19 protein-coding genes are annotated in these 20,465 nt (G+C 69.1%); 10 read left to right on the top strand and 9 right to left on the bottom strand.

All coding sequences use genetic code 11. The annotated features are described in order from the left end of the window. Positions 1 to 102 precede the first annotated feature (102 nt). Both JW792_RS02260 and JW792_RS02255 read right to left on the bottom strand, forming a co-directional pair. The gene (locus JW792_RS02260; RefSeq protein WP_135994281.1) at positions 103 to 1,461 is read right to left on the bottom strand and encodes a PleD family two-component system response regulator; all 1,359 of its coding nucleotides are present in this window, start codon (positions 1,459 to 1,461) and stop codon (positions 103 to 105) included. Positions 1,462 to 1,473: 12 nt separating this feature from the next. Beyond that, positions 1,474 to 1,839 (bottom strand): response regulator, encoded by a 366-nt coding sequence (locus JW792_RS02255; RefSeq protein ID WP_135995223.1) that lies wholly within the window; start codon positions 1,837 to 1,839, stop codon positions 1,474 to 1,476. 190 nt (positions 1,840 to 2,029) lie between these two features. Here JW792_RS02255 and JW792_RS02250 point away from each other — a divergent pair, with 190 nt between their 5' ends. Together JW792_RS02250 and JW792_RS02245 are read left to right on the top strand one after the other, a co-directional pair. After that, positions 2,030 to 2,932, top strand: coding sequence for an ROK family protein (locus JW792_RS02250; protein WP_135994282.1), 903 nt, complete (start codon positions 2,030 to 2,032; stop codon positions 2,930 to 2,932). Further along, positions 2,929 to 4,194, top strand: coding sequence for a DNA polymerase IV (locus JW792_RS02245; protein ID WP_135994283.1), 1,266 nt, complete (start codon positions 2,929 to 2,931; stop codon positions 4,192 to 4,194). The genes JW792_RS02250 and JW792_RS02245 overlap by 4 nt, the downstream gene beginning before the upstream one ends. Here the strand turns inward: JW792_RS02245 and JW792_RS02240 are convergent, their stop codons facing one another. Next, entirely contained in the window at positions 4,195 to 4,899 is a 705-nt protein-coding gene (locus tag JW792_RS02240; RefSeq protein ID WP_135994284.1) for a glutathione S-transferase family protein, read from the bottom strand. A gap of 60 nt (positions 4,900 to 4,959) precedes the next feature. Then, the gene (locus JW792_RS02235; RefSeq protein ID WP_135994285.1) at positions 4,960 to 5,859 is read right to left on the bottom strand and encodes an alpha/beta hydrolase family protein; all 900 of its coding nucleotides are present in this window, start codon (positions 5,857 to 5,859) and stop codon (positions 4,960 to 4,962) included. 115 nt (positions 5,860 to 5,974) lie between these two features. On the opposite strand from JW792_RS02235, the gene JW792_RS02230 reads away from it, so the two are divergent. Further along, complete coding sequence (locus JW792_RS02230; protein ID WP_135994286.1) at positions 5,975 to 6,436, top strand: RidA family protein; 462 nt, start codon at positions 5,975 to 5,977, stop codon at positions 6,434 to 6,436. A gap of 240 nt (positions 6,437 to 6,676) precedes the next feature. On the opposite strand, the gene ettA is transcribed toward JW792_RS02230, so the two are convergent. Next, entirely contained in the window at positions 6,677 to 8,341 is a 1,665-nt protein-coding gene (gene ettA, locus JW792_RS02225; RefSeq protein WP_135994287.1) for an energy-dependent translational throttle protein EttA, read from the bottom strand. Between the two features lie 104 nt (positions 8,342 to 8,445). Next, a complete protein-coding gene (locus JW792_RS02220) occupies positions 8,446 to 8,913 on the bottom strand; it encodes a PH domain-containing protein (RefSeq protein WP_158291502.1) in 468 nt (155 codons plus the stop codon). Positions 8,914 to 9,047: 134 nt separating this feature from the next. On the opposite strand from JW792_RS02220, the gene JW792_RS02215 reads away from it, so the two are divergent. The 5 genes from JW792_RS02215 to JW792_RS02195 all read left to right on the top strand — a co-directional run bounded on the left by JW792_RS02215 (position 9,048) and on the right by JW792_RS02195 (position 15,159). Continuing rightward, positions 9,048 to 11,432, top strand: coding sequence for a S9 family peptidase (locus tag JW792_RS02215; protein WP_206340882.1), 2,385 nt, complete (start codon positions 9,048 to 9,050; stop codon positions 11,430 to 11,432). A 93-nt stretch (positions 11,433 to 11,525) separates the two neighbouring features. After that, on the top strand, positions 11,526 to 12,383 hold the full coding sequence (locus JW792_RS02210; protein ID WP_135994289.1) for an alpha/beta hydrolase: 858 nt from the start codon (positions 11,526 to 11,528) through the stop codon (positions 12,381 to 12,383). Then, entirely contained in the window at positions 12,380 to 13,315 is a 936-nt protein-coding gene (locus tag JW792_RS02205) for a polysaccharide deacetylase family protein (RefSeq protein WP_135994290.1), read from the top strand. The genes JW792_RS02210 and JW792_RS02205 overlap by 4 nt, the downstream gene beginning before the upstream one ends. A gap of 154 nt (positions 13,316 to 13,469) precedes the next feature. Then, complete coding sequence (locus JW792_RS02200; RefSeq protein WP_135994291.1) at positions 13,470 to 14,708, top strand: hypothetical protein; 1,239 nt, start codon at positions 13,470 to 13,472, stop codon at positions 14,706 to 14,708. Next, positions 14,692 to 15,159, top strand: a complete 468-nt coding sequence (locus JW792_RS02195) for a hypothetical protein (RefSeq protein WP_206340881.1) — start codon at positions 14,692 to 14,694, stop codon at positions 15,157 to 15,159. The genes JW792_RS02200 and JW792_RS02195 overlap by 17 nt, the downstream gene beginning before the upstream one ends. Here JW792_RS02195 and JW792_RS02190 read toward each other — a convergent pair. After that, entirely contained in the window at positions 15,156 to 15,656 is a 501-nt protein-coding gene (locus JW792_RS02190; RefSeq protein ID WP_135994293.1) for a GAF domain-containing protein, read from the bottom strand. The two genes, JW792_RS02195 and JW792_RS02190, sit on opposite strands and share 4 nt — an antisense overlap. A 171-nt stretch (positions 15,657 to 15,827) precedes the next feature. On the opposite strand from JW792_RS02190, the gene JW792_RS02185 reads away from it, so the two are divergent. Then, a complete protein-coding gene (locus JW792_RS02185) occupies positions 15,828 to 16,337 on the top strand; it encodes a hypothetical protein (protein WP_135994294.1) in 510 nt (169 codons plus the stop codon). A gap of 229 nt (positions 16,338 to 16,566) precedes the next feature. After that, entirely contained in the window at positions 16,567 to 18,936 is a 2,370-nt protein-coding gene (locus JW792_RS02180) for a hypothetical protein (protein ID WP_135994295.1), read from the top strand. Between the two features lie 3 nt (positions 18,937 to 18,939). Here the strand turns inward: JW792_RS02180 and JW792_RS02175 are convergent, their stop codons facing one another. Next, entirely contained in the window at positions 18,940 to 20,151 is a 1,212-nt protein-coding gene (locus tag JW792_RS02175) for a glutathione S-transferase family protein (protein WP_158291503.1), read from the bottom strand. A 29-nt stretch (positions 20,152 to 20,180) separates the two neighbouring features. After that, positions 20,181 to 20,336, bottom strand: coding sequence for a hypothetical protein (locus JW792_RS02170; RefSeq protein ID WP_158291504.1), 156 nt, complete (start codon positions 20,334 to 20,336; stop codon positions 20,181 to 20,183). Positions 20,337 to 20,465: the final 129 nt, after the last annotated feature.

Raw genomic sequence — 20,465 nt, 5'->3', positions numbered from 1 at the left:
TCGCCTGGACCTGAGTGCGTCCAGCGGCGAACTCATGCCGTCCCGGCCGCGGCAGGCCAAGGCCGGCTTCGCGAAGAAGCGGTGACAAATCAGTGACAGCGCTCAGGCAGCCTTCGGGCGGGCGCAGACGACCTGGTTGCGCCCGGAGGTCTTCGCCTCGTAGAGCGCCGCGTCGACGCGGGCGAGAAAGCGCGAGGCGGTCTCCCCGGCGTCGAGCTGGGCGACGCCGGCACTGACCGTGACCTTCAGCACCTCGCCGGTGGCCTTGACCGAATAGGTCTGGCGCGCCACCGCCGCGCGAACGCGCTCGGCCGCCTCGCAGGCGGCCCCCGCGGTCGCACCGGCGAGGATGACGAGGAATTCCTCCCCGCCATAACGCCCGGCGATGTCGATGGCGCGCAGCTCGCCCTTCATCGTGCGCGCGAACGCCTTCAGCACGAAGTCCCCGGCGCCATGGCCGTAGCTGTCGTTGATCGACTTGAACCGGTCGATGTCGAACAGGATGAGGCTCACCGCCTCGCCCGAACGGTGGAAGCTGTCGATCGCCTGCTCGAGCCGGGACGCGAGATAGCGCCTGTTGTAGAGACCGGTCAGGGGATCGGTGACGGCCAGCTCCAGGCTCTCGTGGAGCCGGTCGCGCAGCTGGGCGGCATAGCGCGCGCGCCTCAGCTGGGTCGCGGTGCGAGCGGCGAGTTCTCCGGAATCAACCGGACGTGCGAGCACGTCGTTCACGCCCAGGTCGAGGGCGCGCACCATCTGCTCGCCGGCGTCCCCGTCGACGACGGCCAGGATCGGCAGGTTGCGCGTGACGCTCTCGGAGCGGATCCGCGCACACAGGCGCAGCCCGTCGAACTGACTCGCGGTGAGATCGATGAGGACGAGATCGGCGCCGGCTTCCACCGTCTCGATGGCCGTCTTCGGATCGCTCTCGACGCGGGCCTCGACGCCTGCGGGCAGCTTCCGGGCGAGACGCTCGCCCGTGCGCGCATCGCCTGCGATGACCACGACCCGCCCGCGAACCGGGCCTTCGCCGGCCTCCTCGGGCAGCACCGGGCCGGAACCGTCGCGCAGACGCAGCTCGTCCATCACCTGCTTCAGGCGCAGAAGCGAGCGCACGCGCGCGAAAAGCGCGATGTCGTCGACCGGCTTGGTCAGGAAATCGTCGGCGCCCGCTTCCAGGCCCTTGATGCGGTCCTGGCGCTGATCGAGCGCGGTCACCATCACGACCGGGATGTGCCGGGTCTTCGCGTCCGCCTTGAGCTGCCTGCAGGTCGCGAAGCCGTCGAGGCCGGGCATCATAACGTCGAGCAGGATGAGATCGGGCGCCTTGCTGCCCGCGATATCGAGGCATTCCTGCCCCGATGCGGCGCAGACGACCTCGAAATACTCGGCCGACAGGCGCGCTTCGAGCAGGCGCCGATTGGTCTCGATATCGTCGACGACGAGGATGCGCGCGCTCATGACGGCGCCTCCTCAGCCGAGAAACTTGCGGATGGTCTCGATGAAGGTGGTCACCGTGATGGGCTTGGAGAGGTAGCCCTCGCATCCGCCCTGACGGATGCGCTCCTCGTCGCCCTTCATGGCGAAGGCGGTGACCGCGACGATGGGAATCTCGGAGAGTTCCTCGTCGTTCTTGATCCACTTGGTCACGTCGAGACCGGAAACCTCGGGCAGCTGGATGTCCATCAGGATCAGGTCCGGCCTGTGCTCGCGCGCCATGTCGAGCGCCTTCAGACCCTCGCGAGTCTGATAGGTCTCGTAGCCATGGGCTTCGAGCAGGTCCCTGAAGAGCTTCATGTTGAGCTCGTTGTCTTCGACGATCAGGACTTTCTTGGACATGACCTGCAGCATGGCGCTTTCGCACCTCCCCGGTTCACCCCGCCGTTTTTCCGGCGTGAGCCGTCTTCCCATCCGCTGCGCATTAGACATGATCTTCCTTAATGGAGGATGAGTCAGGCACTTCCGGTTGGTTAAGGAACAAGATAAGAACAGCTGACCTCCCGCACAAGCGCAAGCAGGCTTTCTCGCGATGGCGCGCATCGGCATCGACCTTGGCGGAACGAAGATCGAGGGCATCGTCCTCGAGCGCGGCGGAGACATCGCCGTGCGCCGGCGCGTGCCGACGCCCGCGGGATACGCTGCGAAGATCGACGCGATCGCCCGGCTCACCGCGGCGCTGGAAGCCGAGTATGGCCGCACCGGGCTGACCGTCGGGATCGGCCATCCCGGCTCGCTCAACCCGCGCACCGGCCTGATTCGCAATGCCAACTCCACCGCACTCAACGGCCATCCCCTCGACCGCGATCTGGAAACCGCACTGGACCGGCCGGTGCGCCTGGCCAACGACGCCAACTGCTTCGCCCTGTCCGAGGCTGCCGACGGCGCCGGGGCCGGCGCGAGGAGCGTGTTCGGCGTGATCCTGGGCACCGGGGTCGGCGGCGGCATCGTGATCGAGGGGAGTCTGCACGAGGGCGCGAGCCGGCTCGGCGGGGAATGGGGCCACACCGCACTGCCGTGGCCCTCGCGCGAGGAGGTGCCGGGGCCGCAGTGCAAGTGCGGCAAGACCGGCTGCATCGAGGCCTGGTGCTCGGGTCCGGGGCTGGCCGCCGACCACGCCCGCGAAACCGGCAAGGCGCTCGCCGGCCCCGGCATCGTCGAGGCCGCCGCCCGCGGCGACAGGGATGGCCTCGCCACGCTGGAGCGCCATCACGACCGTGTCGCGCGCGGGCTCGCCACCGTCATCAACATCCTCGATCCAGAGGTGATCGTGCTCGGCGGCGGGCTGTCGAACATCCCCGGCATCGCCCCGGCGATCGCGCGGGCGCTTCCCGCCTACGTCTTCTCCGACGAGGTCACCACCCAGGTGGTGGTTCATCATCACGGCGATTCCTCCGGGGTGCGCGGCGCGGCCTGGCTCTGGGAGGAGACATGAGCGGGCGCAGGGGCTGGTGCCGGCGCTGCTTCGCGGGCGTGGACGACCGCCACGCCGCCTGCCCGTCCTGCGGCTCGCGCCGGCTGGTGCGCCACGGGGAGATCGAGGCGCTCTCGATCGCCCATATCGACTGCGACGCCTTCTATGCCTCGATCGAGAAGCGTGACGACCCCAGCCTCGAGGATCGTCCCGTTATCATCGGCGGAGGCCGGCGCGGCGTCGTCTCCACGGCCTGCTATGTCGCGCGCCTTCACGGCGTGAAGTCGGCCATGCCGATGTTCAAGGCCCTGAAGCTCTGCCCCGACGCCGTGGTGATCCGCCCGCGCATGAGCGTTTATGCGAGCGAGGGCCGGCGCATCCGCGAGATGATGGAGGACGTCACCCCGCTCGTCGAACCGCTGTCCATCGACGAGGCGTTTCTCGATCTCACCGGGACGGCCCGCCTGCACGGCGCCCCGCCGGCGCTGACCCTGATCCGGCTGCAGGACCGCATAAGACGCGAGGTCGGGGTGACGGTCTCGGTCGGCCTGTCCTTCAACAAGTTCCTCGCGAAGACGGCCTCCGATCTCGACAAGCCCGACGGATTCGCGGTCATCGGCAGGGCCGAGGCGGCCGGTTTCCTGGCGCCCCGCGGCGTCGGCACGGTGTACGGCGTCGGGCCGGTGTTCGCGAAGAAGCTGGAGAGCGAAGGGCTGAAGACCCTCGCCGACGTCGTGAAGCTCGGCGAGCACGCCATGATCAAGCGCCACGGCGAGGCCGGCCAGCGCCTGTGGCGGCTCGCCCAGGGGATCGACACGCGCAAGGTGGAGCCCGAGCGCGAGCGGAAATCGGTCTCGGCCGAAACCACGTTCGACACCGACATCGCCGATCTCGGGGAGCTGGAGGACCGGCTCTGGCCGCTCTGCGTCAAGATCGCCGACCGGATGAAGGAGAAGGCCATCGCCGGGCGCGTGGTGACGCTGAAGCTGAAGACCGCCGACTTCCGCACGCTGACGCGCCGGCGCACGCTGTCCGACAGCGCCCAGCTCGCCGACACGCTGTTCCGCCATGCCCGCGAGCTGCTCGCCCGGGAGAAGCCCGGCGTGAAATACCGCCTGATCGGGGCCGGATACAGCGAGCTCGAACCGGCCCACGGCGATGCCGGCGACCTCCTGGACACCGGTGCCCTTCGCCGCGCGGCGGCCGAGCGCGCGATGGACGCGGCGCGACGCAAATTCGGCGACGCGGCCGTGCTCAAGGGCCGCATGCTGAAGAAGGACTGATCATCCCCCCGTCCGCGCGGGCGGCACGCGCCGGTCCTCGATCAGCACGCCCTGGGCGGCGATCTCGGCGTCGTGGCCCGGCTCGCGATACGGTTCCTCGATCGCGGCCCGCTCCCATTCTGCCATCGCGGGATGGGCGAGCATGCGCTCCGCCCAGCCCATGGCCGGCCCCGGGAGTTCCAGCCCGTAGGTGCGGATGCGGTAGGCGACGGGAGCGTACATGGCATCCACCGCGGTGAAGCGCGCGCCCGCGAGGTAAGGCCCGCCGAAGCGGGCGAGTCCTTCGGTCCAGATCTCGGCGATCCGGTCGAGATCCTTCTGCAGGGCGGGCGCGATCCGGGCCAGACGGACGCGTACCCCGACGCTCATCGAGCAGATCGAGCGCAGGGCCGTGAAGCCCGAATGCATTTCCGCGCTGACCGAGCGCGCCCAGGCGCGCGCATCGCGCCCGGCGGGCCAGACGCCCTCATGAGCCTCGGCGAGGTATTCGGCGATGGCGAGGCTGTCCCAGACCTTCACCGGCCCGTCTTCCAGGCAGGGGACCATTCCGGAAGGCGAGAACTCGCGGAACGCGGCAAAGCTCGACCCGTCCGGATCGAACGGGTGCAGACGCTCCTCGAAGGGAATCGAAAGCCCGCGCAGCAACAGCCAGGCGCGCAGCGACCATGAGGAATAGTTCTTGTTGGCGATGTGGAGCACGTACATCGGCAGATCTCCGGGCGGGATGCGTGCTCTAGCACCGCAGAAGAGTCGCCGCGAGCGAAATCAGGCCGCCTCGCGGGCCCCTTCCTCGCGCGACAGCCAGCGCCACACCTGCGGCCAGAACACGTCCGCCATGGCCGGGTGGAACAGGCCATGATGGCCGATGGCGCCGCGCCCGAGATCGGCGCGGCTGACGAGCTTCATCTCGGTCGGGGCGGCCTCGTACTGCTCCAGCAGCCAGCGCGTCGCCTCGCGGTTCGCGATCGGGTCGTCGTCGGCGACCCAGGCCTTGATCGGCGCGCGAAAACGCGCATAGCGCTGCAGGAGACCCTCCTCGGCGAGCCGGTCGCGGAAATAGTCCGGGCGCACGCCCCAGTCGCGCCAGTCGCGGAACACGCCGGGCGGCAGGTCCTCGCCCTTCCACATCAGCCCCTTGGGGACATGGCCCCGAGTGACCAGGAAGGCCGGGCCGACGATGCGCCAGAAGGCCCAGGCGGTGTACTTGATCTTCGCGCTCTGCTTGCCCCAGTAGCCCGAGGAGGAGGAGAGCAGCGCGGCGCGGCGCACCTCCACATCGTCGGGCAGGAGCGCCAGGAAATGGCCGCCGACCGAGTGGCCCACGATGTCCAGCGGCAGGCGCGGATAGCGGCCCTTCAGCTCGCGCGCGGCGGCCGGCATGTCGCGCCGGCCCCAGTCGAGCATGGTCGCCTCGTCCTCGCGCGCCGGCCCGTTGCACGACCCGCCCTGGCCGCGATAGTCGAAGGTGAGCACGGCCCAGCCCTGGCGCGCCGCGGCGCGTGCGAAGGCCTCGTAGAATTCCTTGCGGTAGCCGGTCGCGGCGAACACCGCCATCGCCGCGAGCGGACGCTCGGGCTCGAACAGGCGCCCCGCCAGGCGCCGCCCGTCGGCCGCGTGGAAGGCGATGTCGTGGACGTGGATCGGCGTTTCGGCGAAGTCGCGCATCGGGCTCCTCGTGCTTCGCCCCCCGGCCTGTTTCTTCTCCGGCGCGGGTGCATTGCCGCGCGGGGTGTTCAACGGATATGAAGCCTTCGGCGTTCAAACTCAAGGAGCCCGCCCCATGACGAGTCCCGAATCCCGCCTCGCCGAACTCGGCCTCACCCTGCCCGAAGCCGCCGCGCCGGTGGCCAATTACGTGCCCTTCGTGCAGTCGGGAAACCTGGTGCACGTTTCCGGGCAGGTCTCCAAGGGCCGGGACGGACTGATCGCGGGCCGGGTCGGGACGGACCTGACGCTCGACGAGGCCAAGGCCGCCGCGCGGGTGTGCGCGCTCAACCTCATCGCCCAGCTCAAGGCGGCCTGCGGCGGGGACCTCTCGAAGGTGAAGCGCATCGTGCGCCTCGGGGGCTATGTCAATGCCGACCCCGCCTTCACCGACATCCCGCAGGTGATCAACGGCGCCTCCGACCTGATGGTCGAGGTGTTCGGCGAGGCCGGCCGCCACGCCCGCTCCGCCATCGGCTGCGCGGTGCTGCCGCTGAATGCCGCCGTGGAGGTGGATGCGGTGGTGGAGGTGGAGTGAGAGACGACTCCCGGAGTGGGAAAATCGGACTCCTACTACGACTACTACAACCCTGCCCTCCTTGCGCTGTGCCGGCGAGACGGCACGCGCAGCGAGGGCGGAGGCGTGAGGCATGACGCGGTCCGGGACGGCGGGCGCGCAGTATAGGCCGATCCGAATACGGGGCGGATAAACCTGAGGCCCAAACGAAACGGGGCGCCCGAAGGCGCCCCGCTGATCGTTCCGGCGTCGTGCGACGTCCTACCGCTCGAACTTCTGGAACTTGATGCGGTGGGGGATTTCCGCGTCGGTTCCGAGGCGCCGCTTCTTGTCCTCGACATAGTCGGAGAACGCGCCCTCGAACCATTCGACATGAGAATCGCCCTCGAAGGCGAGGATGTGGGTGGCGATCCGGTCGAGGAAGAAGCGGTCGTGGGAGATCACCACGGCGCAGCCGGGGAAATCCTCCAGCGCCGCTTCGAGCGCGGACAGGGTCTCCACGTCGAGATCGTTGGTCGGTTCGTCGAGGAGCAGGAGGTTGCCGCCCTCCTTGAGCATCTTGGCGAGGTGGACGCGGTTGCGTTCCCCGCCCGAGAGCACGCCGACCTTCTTCTGCTGGTCGCCGCCCTTGAAGTTGAACGCGCCGACATAGGCCCGGCTCGGCACCTCGTGGCCGCCGAGATCGATGACGTCGTGGCCGCCGGAAATCTCCTGCCAGACGGTCTTGGACCCGTCGAGCGCGTCGCGGGACTGGTCGACATAGCCGAGCTTGACGGTCTCGCCGAGCCTGATCGTGCCCTCGTCGGGCGCTTCGGCGCCGGTGATCATCTTGAACAGCGTCGTCTTGCCCGCGCCGTTGGGGCCGATCACGCCGACCACGCCGCCCGGGGGCAGCTTGAAGGAGAGGTCCTTGATCAGGAGCTTGTCGCCGAAGGCCTTGGACACGCCGTCGAACTCGACCACGTTGCCGCCCAGGCGCGGGCCCGGCGGAATGCGGATCGTCGCGGTGGAGATCTTCTCCTTGTCCGCCTTGTCGCGCATTTCCTCATAGGCATTGATACGCGCCTTGGACTTGGCCTGGCGCGCCTTCGGCGAGGAGCGGATCCATTCCAGCTCGCGGGCGAGCGCGCGCTGCTTGGCGGTCTCCTCGCGCGCTTCCTGCTCGAGGCGCTTCTTCTTCTGTTCCAGCCAGTCCGAATAGCCGCCCTTGTAGGGGATGCCCTGGCCGCGATCGAGCTCGAGCGTCCAGGTCGTGATGGCGTCGAGGAAGTAGCGGTCGTGGGTGACGATCAGCACCGCGCCGTCATAGTTCTCCAGGTGGTGCTGCAGCCAGGCGACGGATTCCGCGTCCAGGTGGTTCGTCGGTTCGTCGAGCAGCAGCATGTGCGGCTTGGACAGCAGCAGCCGGCAGATCGCCACGCGGCGGCGTTCCCCGCCCGAGAGCTTGGTGACGTCGGCATCGCCCGGCGGGCAGCGCAGGGCCTCCATCGCCATCTCGATCTTGGAATCGATGTCCCAGGCATCGCGCCGGTCGACCTGCTCCTGCAGGCTCGTCATCTCCTCCATGAGCTCGTCGGAATAGTCCTCGGCGAGCTTCATGGCGATGGCGTTGTAGGCGTCGTAGATCTTCTTGTCCTCGCTGCCCTCGATGACGTTTTCCCAGACGGTCTTGTCCGGATCGAGCTGGGGCTCCTGGGGCAGATAGCCGACGCGCACGCCCTTCTCCGCCCAGGCCTCGCCGGTGAAGTCCTGGTCCTGGCCTGCCATGATCCTGAGCAGGGTCGACTTGCCCGAGCCGTTCACGCCGACGACGCCGATCTTGGCGTCGGGCAGGAAGTGCAGCGAGATGCCGGAAAAGACCTGCTTGCCGCCGGGATAGGTCTTGCCCAGCTTGTCCATGTGATAGACGTATTGATAGGACGACATCGGCCGCCGGTGCTCCTTCGGGAACATGAGGGGAAATTCAGTCCGCGCTCATAACGCAGGAAGGCCGGGACGGCAATGAGGCCGGGCATGGTTTGCGCTCTGCGCTAGCCCGCCCCCTTCCCCTCGCGCCAGGTCTTCTGCGCCCGTTCGACGGCCTTCTTCACCGCGTAGGGGTCCGGGACCATCTCGAAGCGCAGGTCGCTCACCCCGCGCCCGGTGAGCTCGATCGTGCCGTAGCGGAAGATGTGGCCGAGAAGGCTCCGCTCGAACTCCACCGTTTCCAGCGCCGGCAGCTGCATCTCCTCGGTCTCCACGTTGAAGATGCCGGTCTTCTGCACCACGCGGCGCGTCGTGACGCCGCGCTCCAGCGAGATGAAGGGATACCAGGCGAACGGAATGAAGATCATCGGCACTGCCCAGAGCCAGACCGTGACGTCATAGGCCAGGAGCGCGGCCAGGACGGCGAGCAGGGCGAGCGTGACCAGGATCGAGGCGAGCCAGACCAGCCAGTGCAGGCCGATGCGGTAGCAGACCTCCTCCTCGGGCAGGCTGGAATTGGCGATATAGCTCATGGCGCCCTCCGTCCGGCTATGAACGCTTGGCCCGGTTCCAACGTCCCGAACGCGCGAAGGGCTCCCGTGCTCTGGCATTCGAGGCCTGCTCCGGCTAGCGTTCCGGGTCCGGCCGTCACTTCGGAGATCACACCATGCTCACGCGCACGATCGCCCTCATCCTTCCCGCCCTCGCCCTGACCGCCTGCGGCCTGCAGGACGAACCCGGCCAGCCGCGCGAGGGTGCGCAGGCCGATGGCGCGCGCGAAGACGGGGCGGCAAACGGCGCGGGCGAGGCCGGCGACCGCGCGCAGGCCGGCAGCGCCAACGCAAGGCAGGCCGCCGCCGGAGCCCTCACCATCGAGCGGCTCTACGGCTCGCCCTCGCTCGACGGGCCGGCGCCGCAGAACCTGAAATTCTCCCCCGACGGCACGCGCGTCACCTTCACCCGCCCGAAGGAGGAGGACCGCACCGTGCTCGACCTGTGGGCGATGGATGTCGCCGACGGGCGCACCTACCGGCTCGTGGATGCCAGCGCCCTGGCGCCGGAGGAGCGCGAGCTGACCGAGGCGGAGATCCAGTTCCGCGAGCGCGCGCGCATCACCCATTCCGGCGTGGTGAGCTATTCCTGGGACGAGGCCGGCGAGGCGATCCTCGTCCCGCTGGACGGCGACATCTTCCATGTCGATGTCGAGAGCGGCGAGACGCGCCGGCTGATGCAGACCGAGGCCTTCGAGACCGACGCCAAGGTCAGCCCGGGCGGGCGCTATGTCTCCTTCATCCGCGAGCAGAATCTCTGGGTCCACGACCTTGAGCGCGACCGGGAATTCCAGATCACGCAAGGCGGCGGCGGCGCGGTCAGCTGGGGCATGGCCGAGTTCGTCGCGCAGGAGGAGATGCAGCGCTATACCGGCTATTGGTGGAGCCCGGACGAGACCCGGATCGCCGTGGCGCGCGTCAACGAGAACCCGGTCATGATCGTGGAGCGCTTCGGCTTCGAGCCGGACGGCTTCACCGTCACCGAGCAGCGCTATCCGCGGGCCGGCACGGCCAACGCCATCGTCGACCTGTTCGTCTTCGACCTTCAGCGCACGATCGCGGGGGAGGCCGCGGACACGGCGCGCCGCCAGGTCGATCTGGGGGACAACAACGACATCTATCTCGCCCGCGTCGACTGGTCGACGGACTCCTCCACCGTCTATGTCCAGCGCCAGAACCGCCAGCAGACCCGGCTCGACATCCTCGCTGCCGATGCGGCGACGGGTGAGACGCAGGTTGCGCTCAGCGAGGAGGCGGAGACCTGGATCAATCTCACCGACGATTTCACGCCGCTGGAGGATGGCGGCTTCCTGTGGACCTCGGAGCGCTCGGGCTTCCGCCATGTCTACCGCATGACGCCCGGGGGCGAGCTGGTGCAGATCACGAGCGGGGACTGGGTGGTCGACGAGCTGTCCGGCCTCTCCGCGGACGGGCAGACGGTCTATTTCGAGGGCTGGGTGGAAAGCCCGCTGGAGCGCCATCTCTACGCTGTGCGCGTGGACGGCGAGAGCCCGCCGGAGCAGATCACGGAAGGGCAGGGCTGGTGGAGCGTCACGCTCGGCGAGGGCGCACAGGCCTTCATCGGTACCTATCGCGATCCGGCGACCCCGCCGCGGACCGGGCTCTATACCGGGCTCGGCGCGCCCATCGCCTGGATCGAGGAGAACGCGCTCGACGCCGATCATCCCTATGGGCCGTATCGCGACAGCCATGTCGCCCCGGAATACGGCACGCTGACCGCCGCGGACGGGGAAACCGAGCTTCACTGGATGATGTACCGGCCGGACCACTGCACGGCGCAAAGCCCCTGCCCGGCCATCATCGAGGTCTATGGCGGCCCCCACGTGCAGCGCGTCACGAAGACCTGGACGCCGCTGCGCGACCAGATCTACGCCCAGGCGGGCTATGTCTACTTCAAGCTCGACAACCGGGGCAGCTGGAACCGGGGCCATGCCTTCGAGGCGGCGCTGCACGACCGCATGGGCACGGTGGAGGTCGCCGACCAGCTCGAAGGGCTCGATTACCTGCAGGGGCTCGACTTCGTCGATCCCGAGCGCATCGGCCTGTGGGGCTGGTCCTATGGCGGCTACATGACCCTGATGACCACGCTGCAGGCGCCCGGCCGCTTCGAGGCCGCCGTCTCCGGCGCGCCGGTCACCGACTGGAGCCTCTACGACACCCACTATACCGAGCGCTACATGGGCATGCCGCAGGAGAACCGTTCCGGCTACGAGACGGGCGCGGTCCTCACCCATGTCGAGGGCTACGAGACGCCGACCCTGATGATCCACGGCATGGCCGACGACAACGTCACCTTCGACCACTCCACGCGCCTGTATGCCGAGCTGCAGCGCCGCGGCGAGCTGTTCGAGATGATGACCTATCCCGGCCAGCGCCACGGCATCCGCCCGCCCGAACTGCAGGTACACCTGCTGCGGACGATCCGCGCCTTCTTCGACCGGGAGCTGGCGAGCGACGAGGTCAGGGCGCGGGGCGAATGAAGGGCTGCCTTGCTGAAGATTGTCACTAGACCACCTCTTCCCGCTTGCTAGTCTTCCCCGAGCCGGGGGCGAAGCAAGGGACGGATTAATTTTATGAAATTGACAATCGCCGCGACCGCGACGCTTGCCGCGCTGAGCATCGGCGCGGCCGGTGCTCAAGACCCTTTCGTGCTGCCGGAAACGGAAGTCCACGCTCTCCCGGCGGCGGCGAACGCCATCGAGTACGAGCTCTATGTGAAGGTCCCGGAGGAATGCCGGGCGCGAGAGGACGGCTGCCCGGTCGTCTACCTGCTCGACGCTGAGTATTCATTCGCGCTCGCCGCCAATATCACCGAGCACCTCGCCGACCGGAACCGCATTCCGCACCTGATCGTGGTCTCCATCGCCTATCGCGACAAGACGGAGGAAGGCTATCGGTCGAACCGCTCGCGCGACTACACGCCGGTCTTCGACCCCGATGACGGGTATGGCGAGCGCTATCAGGCCGAAAGCGGCGGCGCGCCGGCCTTCCTCGACGCGATCGAGACGGAGATCGTGCCCTATGTGGAAGCGAACTTCCCTGCCGCACAGCGTCCACGCACGCTCGTCGGCCATTCCTATGGCGGGCTGTTCGCGATCTATGCCCTGCTGACGGAGCCGGACCTGTTCGACCAGGCGATCTCGGTTTCGCCGAGCCTTTGGTATCATGACGGTTGGATCTTCGATTACGAGGCCGAGCACGGGCCAGGCGAGGCCGGCCAGCGCAACCGCGTCTATCTTGCGGTCGGGGCCTACGAGGAACAGCCGGAAAACGGCCGCGCCATGGTCAGCGATCTCCGGCGCTTCGGCCAGCGTCTCGAAGCGTGGCCTGACACGCGCATCGAGTACGAGGTCGAGGAACTCGACGGGGAGACCCATGCCAGCGTCTTTCCCCGTGCGCTGTCCACCGGCCTGCGGAAGCTGTTCCAATGAACGCCGCGGCACCGTTCTGTATCGCGATCCTGCTCGCGGTTCAGGCCCCGTCCGGCGAAAGCCGCGAGATCGCGTTCTCCTACGATGACCCGCCCTGGCGGGACACCGCGATCATGACGGGCGTGGACCGTACCGAGGCGCTTATCGCGGCCCTGGACGAGGCCGATGTTGAGGGAGCGGCGTTCTTCGCCGTCACCGAGCGGATCGACGCCAGCGGCGCCGCGCGATTGCGCGCCTATGCCGAGGCCGGCCATGTGATCGCCAATCACACCCACAGCCACATGAACCTGCACACCGCCGGTGTCGACGCATTTCTCGACGACGTACGCACGGCGGATTCAATCCTGCGCGCCCATGACGGCTTCCGCCCCTGGTTCCGCTTTCCCTATCTCAACCACGGCTCGGATAGCGCACAGCGCGATGCGGCCCGTTCCGGGCTCGCAGAGCTCGGCTACACGATCGGATATGTAACGGTCGACAATTTCGACTTCTATCTCGACCGCCTCGCCAACGATGCCGTGGCGGCGGGCCAGAGCGTCGACTGGGAGGGCTTGCGAGAGCTGTATGTGGACATGCTCGCCGATGCCGCCGAGCATTATGACGCGATCGCCCGGCGACATCTCGATCGCTCCCCGCGCCACGTGCTCCTCCTGCACGAGAACGATCTCGCCGCGATGTTTTCCGACGATCTCGCGCGCGAGCTGAGGACTCGTGGCTGGACAATCATACCGGCCGAGCGCGCCTACGAGGATCCGATTGCCGCGATGGAGCCGGATACGCTCTATCTGGGACAGGGCCGGGTCGCCGCTCTCGCCCATGCCCGGGGCGTCCCCGCGACCGGGCTGCGCCCGGCGTTGGAAGCCACGGACGCCCTGCGCGAGGCCTTCGCACCGCTGATCTCCGCCCCCTCCCCGGCGCGCGAACGGCCGTGACCTTTTCGCCGCGCCTGCCGGCCAAGGCGCCGCGTTAACGCTGTTTCCGGCGCGGCCTGCCTTAACAGGGTCTTAACGCTCGGCTAGGGTGCGCACCGGCGAGCCCGGTGCGCCGAGGGGGCGCGCCGGAGCGAGACACGAGGGGACAGGGCCGATGACGTCGGAAGTGATGATCATGAACCGCCAGGCGGTGGTGCTCGCGGCCGACAGCGCGGTCACCTATGGCGGCGGGCCCGAGCCGGTCGTCACGCTGGAGGCGGAGAAGATCCTGCCGCTGACCAAGACCATCGCGCTGATGGTCTATTCGCGCGGCGACGTCATCGGGCGGTCCTGGTCGCACATCGCCCACGCCTTCAACAAGCAGCATGGCGACACCGATTTCGACACGGTGCAGGAGTGCGCGAAGGCCTTCTTCGCCTTCATCGACGGGAACCGGCGCCTGTTTCCCGAGGCCGAGGAGCGCGCCGAGTTCGAGGAGCTGATGCGCCTCGCGGTCCTGACCGTGCTGAACCATGCCCGCGCCATGCGCATGTATCCGGGCAGCCCGTACCAGACCGACGAGGCCGCCTTCGACGCCGCGCTCGATCTCTACCGGGCCCATCTCGCCCATGACGAGGCCGGCACCGAGCGCCAGCCCGTCGAGGTGCTCGCCGGCTTCTCGCGCGACCGCTTCTATGAGCTCTACGGGGAGATGATCGACGCGATCCTCGCCGATGCCCTGGGCGATTTCGGCCGCGGCGAGGAGACGCGCGCGAAGATCTTCGATTTCGCCTACATGCTCGCCACAATGCCGGCCTTCCTGGAACCCTATGCGGGCCTGGTCTTCGCCGGCTTCGGCAATGACGACGTCTTCCCCGTCTACGAGCACTTCTACGCCTCTATCCTGGTCGACGGCATCCTGAAGCGCGCCCACGACGAGACCACCCGCGTCGGGGTGGATGACGGGCCGAGCGCCTTCGTGCGCACCTTCGCCCAGGCCGACATGACCCACGCCTTCCTGCGCGGCGTGCATCCCCTGATGTTCGACATGATGATCGCGATGAACCTCGTCACCAACGAGGCGGCGGCCGAACAGGCCCTTACCGAGGCGGGCGTGGAGGGCGAGCGCGCGGCCGGGATCATGGAGAAGCTTCAGGCGACCGCCCTGCCGCAGCTGACCATGGAATTCATCCGCGGCAGCCAGAGTTTTTCACAGGAAGAATTCATCAATCCGTTCATCGCGGTTGTGGCCGCGTCGGGCAAGCGCCAGCTGGCGGAAACCGCCAAGGCCCTGGTGGAACTGAATATTCTGAAGAGTTCTCTCCAGATGACCCAGACCGGGGTCGGCGGGGATGTCGATGTGGTTATGATCTCGCGCACCGCCGGGGTAGAATGGTATGCTCGCAAATCCTGACGGCGAGGACGGGAGGATGATCATGGTCACCGAGAACACCCGGCTGAACATCGAACGCGCGCGCGCCGCGCTCGCCAAGGCCCGCATGGAGGGCCAGTCCGGCGCCATCCGCAGCCCGCGCCCCGTCGATCTCTCGCGCCTGGCCGAGCTGGAGGAACGCCGCTCGCGCCTGGAGGCGCGCTCGGCCGAGTTCCGCGGCGCGGTGCGCCAGCGCCTCGGCCTGGCCGAGGCGGGCGCCGAGCGGCTCTCCGTCAGCTCGGTGCTGGGCACCGCGGCGATGGAGGGGGCGATGTGCGACGCCGATGTCTGCGCCCCGCCCGCCCCGCGCCTGCCCGGCAAGTCGCCTGCGCTCGCGGGCAAGCCGGCGCCGGCCGTGTCCCCGGCACGCAAGGCGGGCGCCGGCAAGGTCCGGGTCAGGATCCGCAAGAAGCGCTTCCTCGGACTTTTCTAGGCCTTGAGCAGGATTTCGCAGATCGCCTCGAGGCCGTCGCGATCGGTCTCGTCGAAGGCGTCCCTGTCGGCGGAGTCCACATCGAGCACGGCAGCGAGCGAACCGTCGGCGCGAAACACCGGCACGACGATTTCCGACTGGCTGCGGCTGTCGCAGGCGATGTGGCCGGGAAAGGCGTGCACGTCGGGCACGAGCTGGGTCTCGCCCGTCTCGGCCGCCGCGCCGCACACCCCGCGCCCGAACGGGATCCGAAGGCAGCCGAGCGTGCCCTGGTAGGGGCCGACGACGAGTTCGCCGGGCTTGTCGGGATCGACCTGGTAGAAGCCCGTCCAGAAGAATCGCGGCGCGAAAGCGTGCGCGAGCAGGCAGGCGGCAGTGGCAAAGCGCGCGGTCTCGCTCGTCTCGCCCGCCACGATGCTGGCGATCTCCTTCTTCAGGCGCACATAGGCCTCGGCCCTGGTCTCGCCCTGCGGCGCGGTGCTCATCGCTTCGGCCATGACGGATGTCTCCCTTCAACGAACGCGCGGGAAGGTAAGCATGCGGCGCGGCGATGGAAGGGGCCGCGCGCACACGAAGGGGTGATCGGCCGGTCGCGAAACGTGAGCGGCGCGTGCGGGCGCTGCAGGCTAGTATGCCCACCGGTCATCCACCCGCCCGGGAAGCTTCAAATGCCCTCCATAACCCGCCTCGCCAGCTGGGCCGCGGCCCTGTTCATCTCGGCGATCTTCATCGACTCCCTGCGCTTCAAGTTCACCGGTCACGAAACCCCGCGCCACATATTCACCACGCTGCGCGACTGGTCGGGAATCGATCTGTTCTATCCGGCGGGGCCCTGGATCATCGGCCTTGCCGAGCTGGCCGCCGCCCTGCTGCTGGTCGTGCTGCCCGCGCTGGTGGTCGTGACACGGGGCCGCGAGGCGCACGCCGCCCTCTCCCAGAGTCTCGGCGCGCTGATCGCGATCGGCGTGATGAGCGGGGCGATCGTCTTCCACCTCTTCACCCCGCTCGGGATCGAGACGCCGACGGCCTGGCAGGACGCACAGCCGGTGGAGACCTCCCCGGCCCTGTTCGTCGCGGCGGTGGTCAGCTGGCTTTGCGCCGGCCTGATCCTGCTGCTGAGAGGACCGCTTGCCCGGCGCACGCTGACCGGGCGCGCCACGGACGGCGCGCTGAGCTAGAACCTCGTGCCACCGGGATCGCGACCAATGCGCCGCGCCAGGGTTCACCGCGGTTAACCGGTGCGCGAAACCCCCGGTTAACCGCGCGGACGGTTTTAAGGCGGGCAATGGCCATGCACGCAACCCGGCGCGGCGGGAGGTAACACCTCGTTAAGGGGGCGGGCGCAGCGTCGAGGTCTTCCTCTCAACAACAGAGGCGGCCTTTCCCAGCGTGAGGCCGGAGCCTGCGATGGATACGGTCTTGCGCCATGCCGACCCCGTCTCGATCCTGATGACCGTGATGGCGTCGGGCCTGCTGCTCGCCTGCGGCGGGCTCGTGATCCTTGCCGCTATCGGTGTACGGCGCCTCCTGACGCCGGCCCGGCTTGAAGCCGCCGCCCGAGCGCTCGGCGCAGCCGACGCCCGCTTCAGACAGGCCTGCCGCACCGTGACCGGCCTGCGGCTTCGCCGTTCCGGCCTGCGCCGGGCCAGTCTCGCCGCGCTGTCCCTCCCGCTGATCCTGGGTGCCCTGCTCGGGCCGCCCGTCATGGCCGGAGCAAGCGCCGGCCTTGCGGCGATCCTGTTCGCCGGCCTCTGGCGCCTTGCCGTGTTCGACAGGTGCGAGGCGCGCCGCCTCGCCGACGAGGGACGGGCCGCGATCGATCCGCTCCGCACAAGAGGCGAATGCCTGGCCGGACTGGCCGTGTTCGGCTTCGTCCTGGCAGCCGGCTCGATCCGGGCCGCCGTCGACTGGCCCGCGCCCTCGCTGGCCGCCCCGCTCCTGCCGCTGTCGGCGGTGGCGCGCGAGCTCGCCGCCGCGGTGCTGCCCGGGCTTGCGGCGCCTGGAGAGACGGGCCTGATCGCGGCGGCGCTCCGCGCCGGCCTCGGCCTCGCCGTTCTGGCCGCGGCCGGCATCCTCGCCCTGTCGATCCATCCGGCCGCGACGGGACGGCGCAATCACGATATCGACAGCGCCCTGCGCTCGGGCGATGTCCACATCGCGCAGCGCGCCCTCGACCGTCTCGAGCGGAGAGCGCTGGACAACCGGCGCACCGCCCAGCTGCGCCTGGTCCAGATCGCTTTCGCAAGGCGGCCGGAGATCGACGCGGGCTCTACCGGCATCCGGCTGCGTGCGGCGACGGCCCTGACCGCGATCGCCGACCGCTTCCGCGACATCTCCCTCGCGCTCGCCTCGGCCCAGGCCCATCGCCAGATTTTCACTCTGCTCGACGCATCTCGCAGCCCCGTCAGCTGGGCACAGGGCCATGTCGACTTCGCCGCCGCCATCGAACTCGCCGCCCGGCTGAGCGGTGACGTCTCGATGCTGGACGAGGCGGTCACGGCCCTCTCCCGCGCCGCGGAGGTCTTCACCGAGGACAGCGCGCCCGAGCAATGGGCCCTGATCCAGGACCGGCTGGGCGGAGTACACGCGCTCAAGGCCAGCCGCGACCCGGCCCACTGGCCGCACGCGATCGCGGCGCTGCGCGAGGCGCTCCAGCTGCGAAAGCGCGGCGGGCTTCCCGGCGACCGCGCGGCGACGCAGGAAAGCCTCGCGCTGGCCCTGCTCGGACATGCAGGCCACAGCGGCGAGCAAGGCGTGCTGCGCGAAGTGATCGCCCTTTGCCGCGATGCACAGGACATCCATGTGCGTGCCGGTGATCTGGAGGGCTCTGCGCGGGTCCGCCTGCTCATGGCCGAGGGCCTGCGCGAACTTGCCCGGCTGACCGGCGAGGCCAGCCGGCTGCAGGACGCCGAGGGCGAGCTGTCGCTCGCGCTCAGGCACACGCCGCGGGCGAGGCATCCCCTGGCATGGGCGAGGCTGCAGCACCTTCGCGGCACCGTCCAGCGTGCCCTCGCTGCGCGGACGGGGGATCCGGCGCTGCTGGACCATGCGGTCGGCGCGTTCGAGGCGGCGCTGTGCGTGCGCCGGCCCGAGATCGACGTCGCGGAGTGGGTGGAGACGAAGCTCCAGCTCGGCCATGCCCTGAAGGCGCAGGGCGAGCATCGACGCGAGCCGGCGGTGCTCAGCCGCGCGGCCGCGTGCTTCAGCGAGGCAATGGCCTACCTGCCGCTGGAAGATCACCCCGAACGGGGCCAGGGCCTGCTGTTCACCCTCGGCGTGACGGTCGCCGCCGAGGGGCGTCTGAGGGAGGATTCCGGCCTGCTCGAGCAGGCGGCCGCAACGCTCGAACAGGCGATCGCTTCGACCGACCCGGACACGGACCCCGGGCGCTGGGCCGCGGCGCAGCACGCGCTCGGCATCACGCTTTGCGCGCTGGGACGGCTGAAGCGCGATCCGCAGGTGCTCGACCTTGCGCTTCACGCCTTCAGCGAGGCGCTCTGCCGGCGCGGGGCGGAGGCTCAGCCCGCCGCCCATGCCGCCAGCCAGGCGAAGATGGCCGAAACCCTGCTCTGCCTGTACCCGCTTCGCAAGGACACCGGCCTGCTCGACCGGGCGTTCGACGCGTTCTACGCGGCCAAGCGCGCCTTCGAGGCGACGGGCGACCGGGACCGCACCGCGGCCATGGTCGAACACCTCAGGCGCATCCGCGCGGTGCATCGCGCTCCGGGACACACGCACGACCGTGAGGCGCAAGCCGGCTTCGCACGGTCCGCCTGAGCCTCAGCCCAGGATCATCCGGTCGAGATCGCGGGTCGCCTCGGCGCCTTCGCGGGCCTTGAGCAGGGCGCCCGTCACCTCGCGCGAGGCCTCGCTCTCCTCGCGGGAGGGAAGCGCGGCCTTGAGGTTCACGGTGAATTCGTGGTGCTCTTGGAGCACATCGCGCTCGGGTCGGAACTCGGCCAGGCGCTTGAAGCCGATGGCGCCCAGCAATTCTTCGCCGGCACGGCGTTGCGCATCCGGCAGGTCCTCGTGGAGGGGGGCGATCACACGCTGGAACACCCACTGCGTGGCGGGCCGGAGCTGCTGCACCGTCTCGCCCTCGTCGGCGGGGATCTTCCGCTTGCCGAGCCGGGCGGGCAGGTTGATCCGTCCCGGATTGCACTCGGCCCACTCGGTGACGGCCCCGCAGGTCTCCAGCGCCTCGGGCAGGAACGCCCCGGCCGCCACCTCGCAGACCGCCGCGAGGCTTTCGGGCACCGCGTAGGCCTTGCGGTACCGCCCGCCCACCTGGTCCCAGGGCGCGTTCACGTCGGCCATCCAGCGCCGGACATTGGGGGAGTCCGGCAGGGTCCTGTCCGATCCGTCGAGCAGCTCGCGCAGCAGGGCGAGCGCACCGAACAGGCTGAAGTCCGCGCTGCACGGCCGGTCCTCGAGGAGGAAGCGGCTGGACTGGAAATGGGTCTCGAGCGCCGCGATCGTGCGCTGCAGGAGGGCGCGCGTGCGCCGGGCGGTGCGGGCGGAAAAGCCGCGCTGCTCCAGCGCGTTCATCAGCTGGCCGGAGAGGATGCGCGCATAGCGCCGCTGCAGGTCCGGCTCGAGGCCGGGATAGACCATCGCGCCCAGCCCGCCCGCCGCCGCAGCGATATTGCCGGACCAGAAATGGTACACCGCCGCCGGTGCCAGCACCTCGTCGCCGAAGGCTTCGATCAGCCCCATCGCGAAGCGGTGGTGGCCGTATTTCGGCGACAGCGGCTCGCCGGGCTCGCTCTTCTCCACGGCGTCGAAGATCAGCCGGCTGTCCTGCAGCGTCTCGTGCGAGGGCGTGACCAGGACGGGCACCTTCACATTCTTCAGGCGCGGGCGCACCTCGGACTTGAGCACGAGCGCGGTCGCCGCGGTTTCCCGGAACGGCAGGTCGCGCCAGCGCAGATAGGCGCGCACCTTGTTCGACGCCGGGGAGCCGAACGCCGTGATCAGCTTGTAGGCGCGCATCGCCGTCTCCTGCATACCCCCTGGGCCGCTCAGCCCTCGTGGACTTCGAGCTCGCCCTCGCCGATGGAAAACTCGATCGTCTCGGTCCGGCTCTCCTGCCACAGCGCGTAGCCGAGCGCGCCGACCACCACGAGCAGAAGCGCGATTGCGCCGTAAAGAATGCGCGGGGAAACGTCGCGTCGCATGAAGCTCTTCCTCCTCCAGACATCGGTGCCGCCCATAAGGGCGTTCAGACGTGGCGAGGTAACGCGGGGCCCCGCGCCCGGTTCCCCCGTGCACCTGAGTGCGCGGCGAAGCCCGGTGCAATTTTGCCA

Source organism: Marinicauda algicola (genome assembly GCF_017161425.1).
GTDB classification, from domain to species: Bacteria; Pseudomonadota; Alphaproteobacteria; order Caulobacterales; family Maricaulaceae; genus Marinicauda; species Marinicauda algicola.
The sequence above is the reverse complement of the archived record's forward strand: the minus strand, read 5'-3'. Positions and strand labels throughout refer to the sequence as shown.

Bases quoted from the DNA above. Each gene is read 5' to 3' on its own strand.
- JW792_RS02250 (WP_135994282.1), top strand. From the start codon at position 2,030: ATGGCGCGCATCGGCATCGACCTTGGCGGAACGAAGATCGAGGGCATC.
- JW792_RS02215 (WP_206340882.1), top strand. From the start codon at position 9,048: ATGCTCACGCGCACGATCGCCCTCATCCTTCCCGCCCTCGCCCTGACC.
- JW792_RS02210 (WP_135994289.1), top strand. From the start codon at position 11,526: ATGAAATTGACAATCGCCGCGACCGCGACGCTTGCCGCGCTGAGCATC.
- JW792_RS02245 (WP_135994283.1), top strand. From the start codon at position 2,929: ATGAGCGGGCGCAGGGGCTGGTGCCGGCGCTGCTTCGCGGGCGTGGAC.
- JW792_RS02180 (WP_135994295.1), top strand. From the start codon at position 16,567: ATGGATACGGTCTTGCGCCATGCCGACCCCGTCTCGATCCTGATGACC.
- JW792_RS02260 (WP_135994281.1), bottom strand. From the start codon at position 1,461: ATGAGCGCGCGCATCCTCGTCGTCGACGATATCGAGACCAATCGGCGC.
- JW792_RS02255 (WP_135995223.1), bottom strand. From the start codon at position 1,839: ATGTCCAAGAAAGTCCTGATCGTCGAAGACAACGAGCTCAACATGAAG.
- JW792_RS02220 (WP_158291502.1), bottom strand. From the start codon at position 8,913: ATGAGCTATATCGCCAATTCCAGCCTGCCCGAGGAGGAGGTCTGCTAC.
- JW792_RS02235 (WP_135994285.1), bottom strand. From the start codon at position 5,859: ATGCGCGACTTCGCCGAAACGCCGATCCACGTCCACGACATCGCCTTC.
- JW792_RS02190 (WP_135994293.1), bottom strand. From the start codon at position 15,656: ATGGCCGAAGCGATGAGCACCGCGCCGCAGGGCGAGACCAGGGCCGAG.
- JW792_RS02205 (WP_135994290.1), top strand. From the start codon at position 12,380: ATGAACGCCGCGGCACCGTTCTGTATCGCGATCCTGCTCGCGGTTCAG.
- JW792_RS02240 (WP_135994284.1), bottom strand. From the start codon at position 4,899: ATGTACGTGCTCCACATCGCCAACAAGAACTATTCCTCATGGTCGCTG.
- JW792_RS02200 (WP_135994291.1), top strand. From the start codon at position 13,470: ATGACGTCGGAAGTGATGATCATGAACCGCCAGGCGGTGGTGCTCGCG.
- JW792_RS02185 (WP_135994294.1), top strand. From the start codon at position 15,828: ATGCCCTCCATAACCCGCCTCGCCAGCTGGGCCGCGGCCCTGTTCATC.
- JW792_RS02170 (WP_158291504.1), bottom strand. From the start codon at position 20,336: ATGCGACGCGACGTTTCCCCGCGCATTCTTTACGGCGCAATCGCGCTT.
- ettA (WP_135994287.1), bottom strand. From the start codon at position 8,341: ATGTCGTCCTATCAATACGTCTATCACATGGACAAGCTGGGCAAGACC.
- JW792_RS02195 (WP_206340881.1), top strand. From the start codon at position 14,692: ATGCTCGCAAATCCTGACGGCGAGGACGGGAGGATGATCATGGTCACC.
- JW792_RS02175 (WP_158291503.1), bottom strand. From the start codon at position 20,151: ATGCGCGCCTACAAGCTGATCACGGCGTTCGGCTCCCCGGCGTCGAAC.
- JW792_RS02230 (WP_135994286.1), top strand. From the start codon at position 5,975: ATGACGAGTCCCGAATCCCGCCTCGCCGAACTCGGCCTCACCCTGCCC.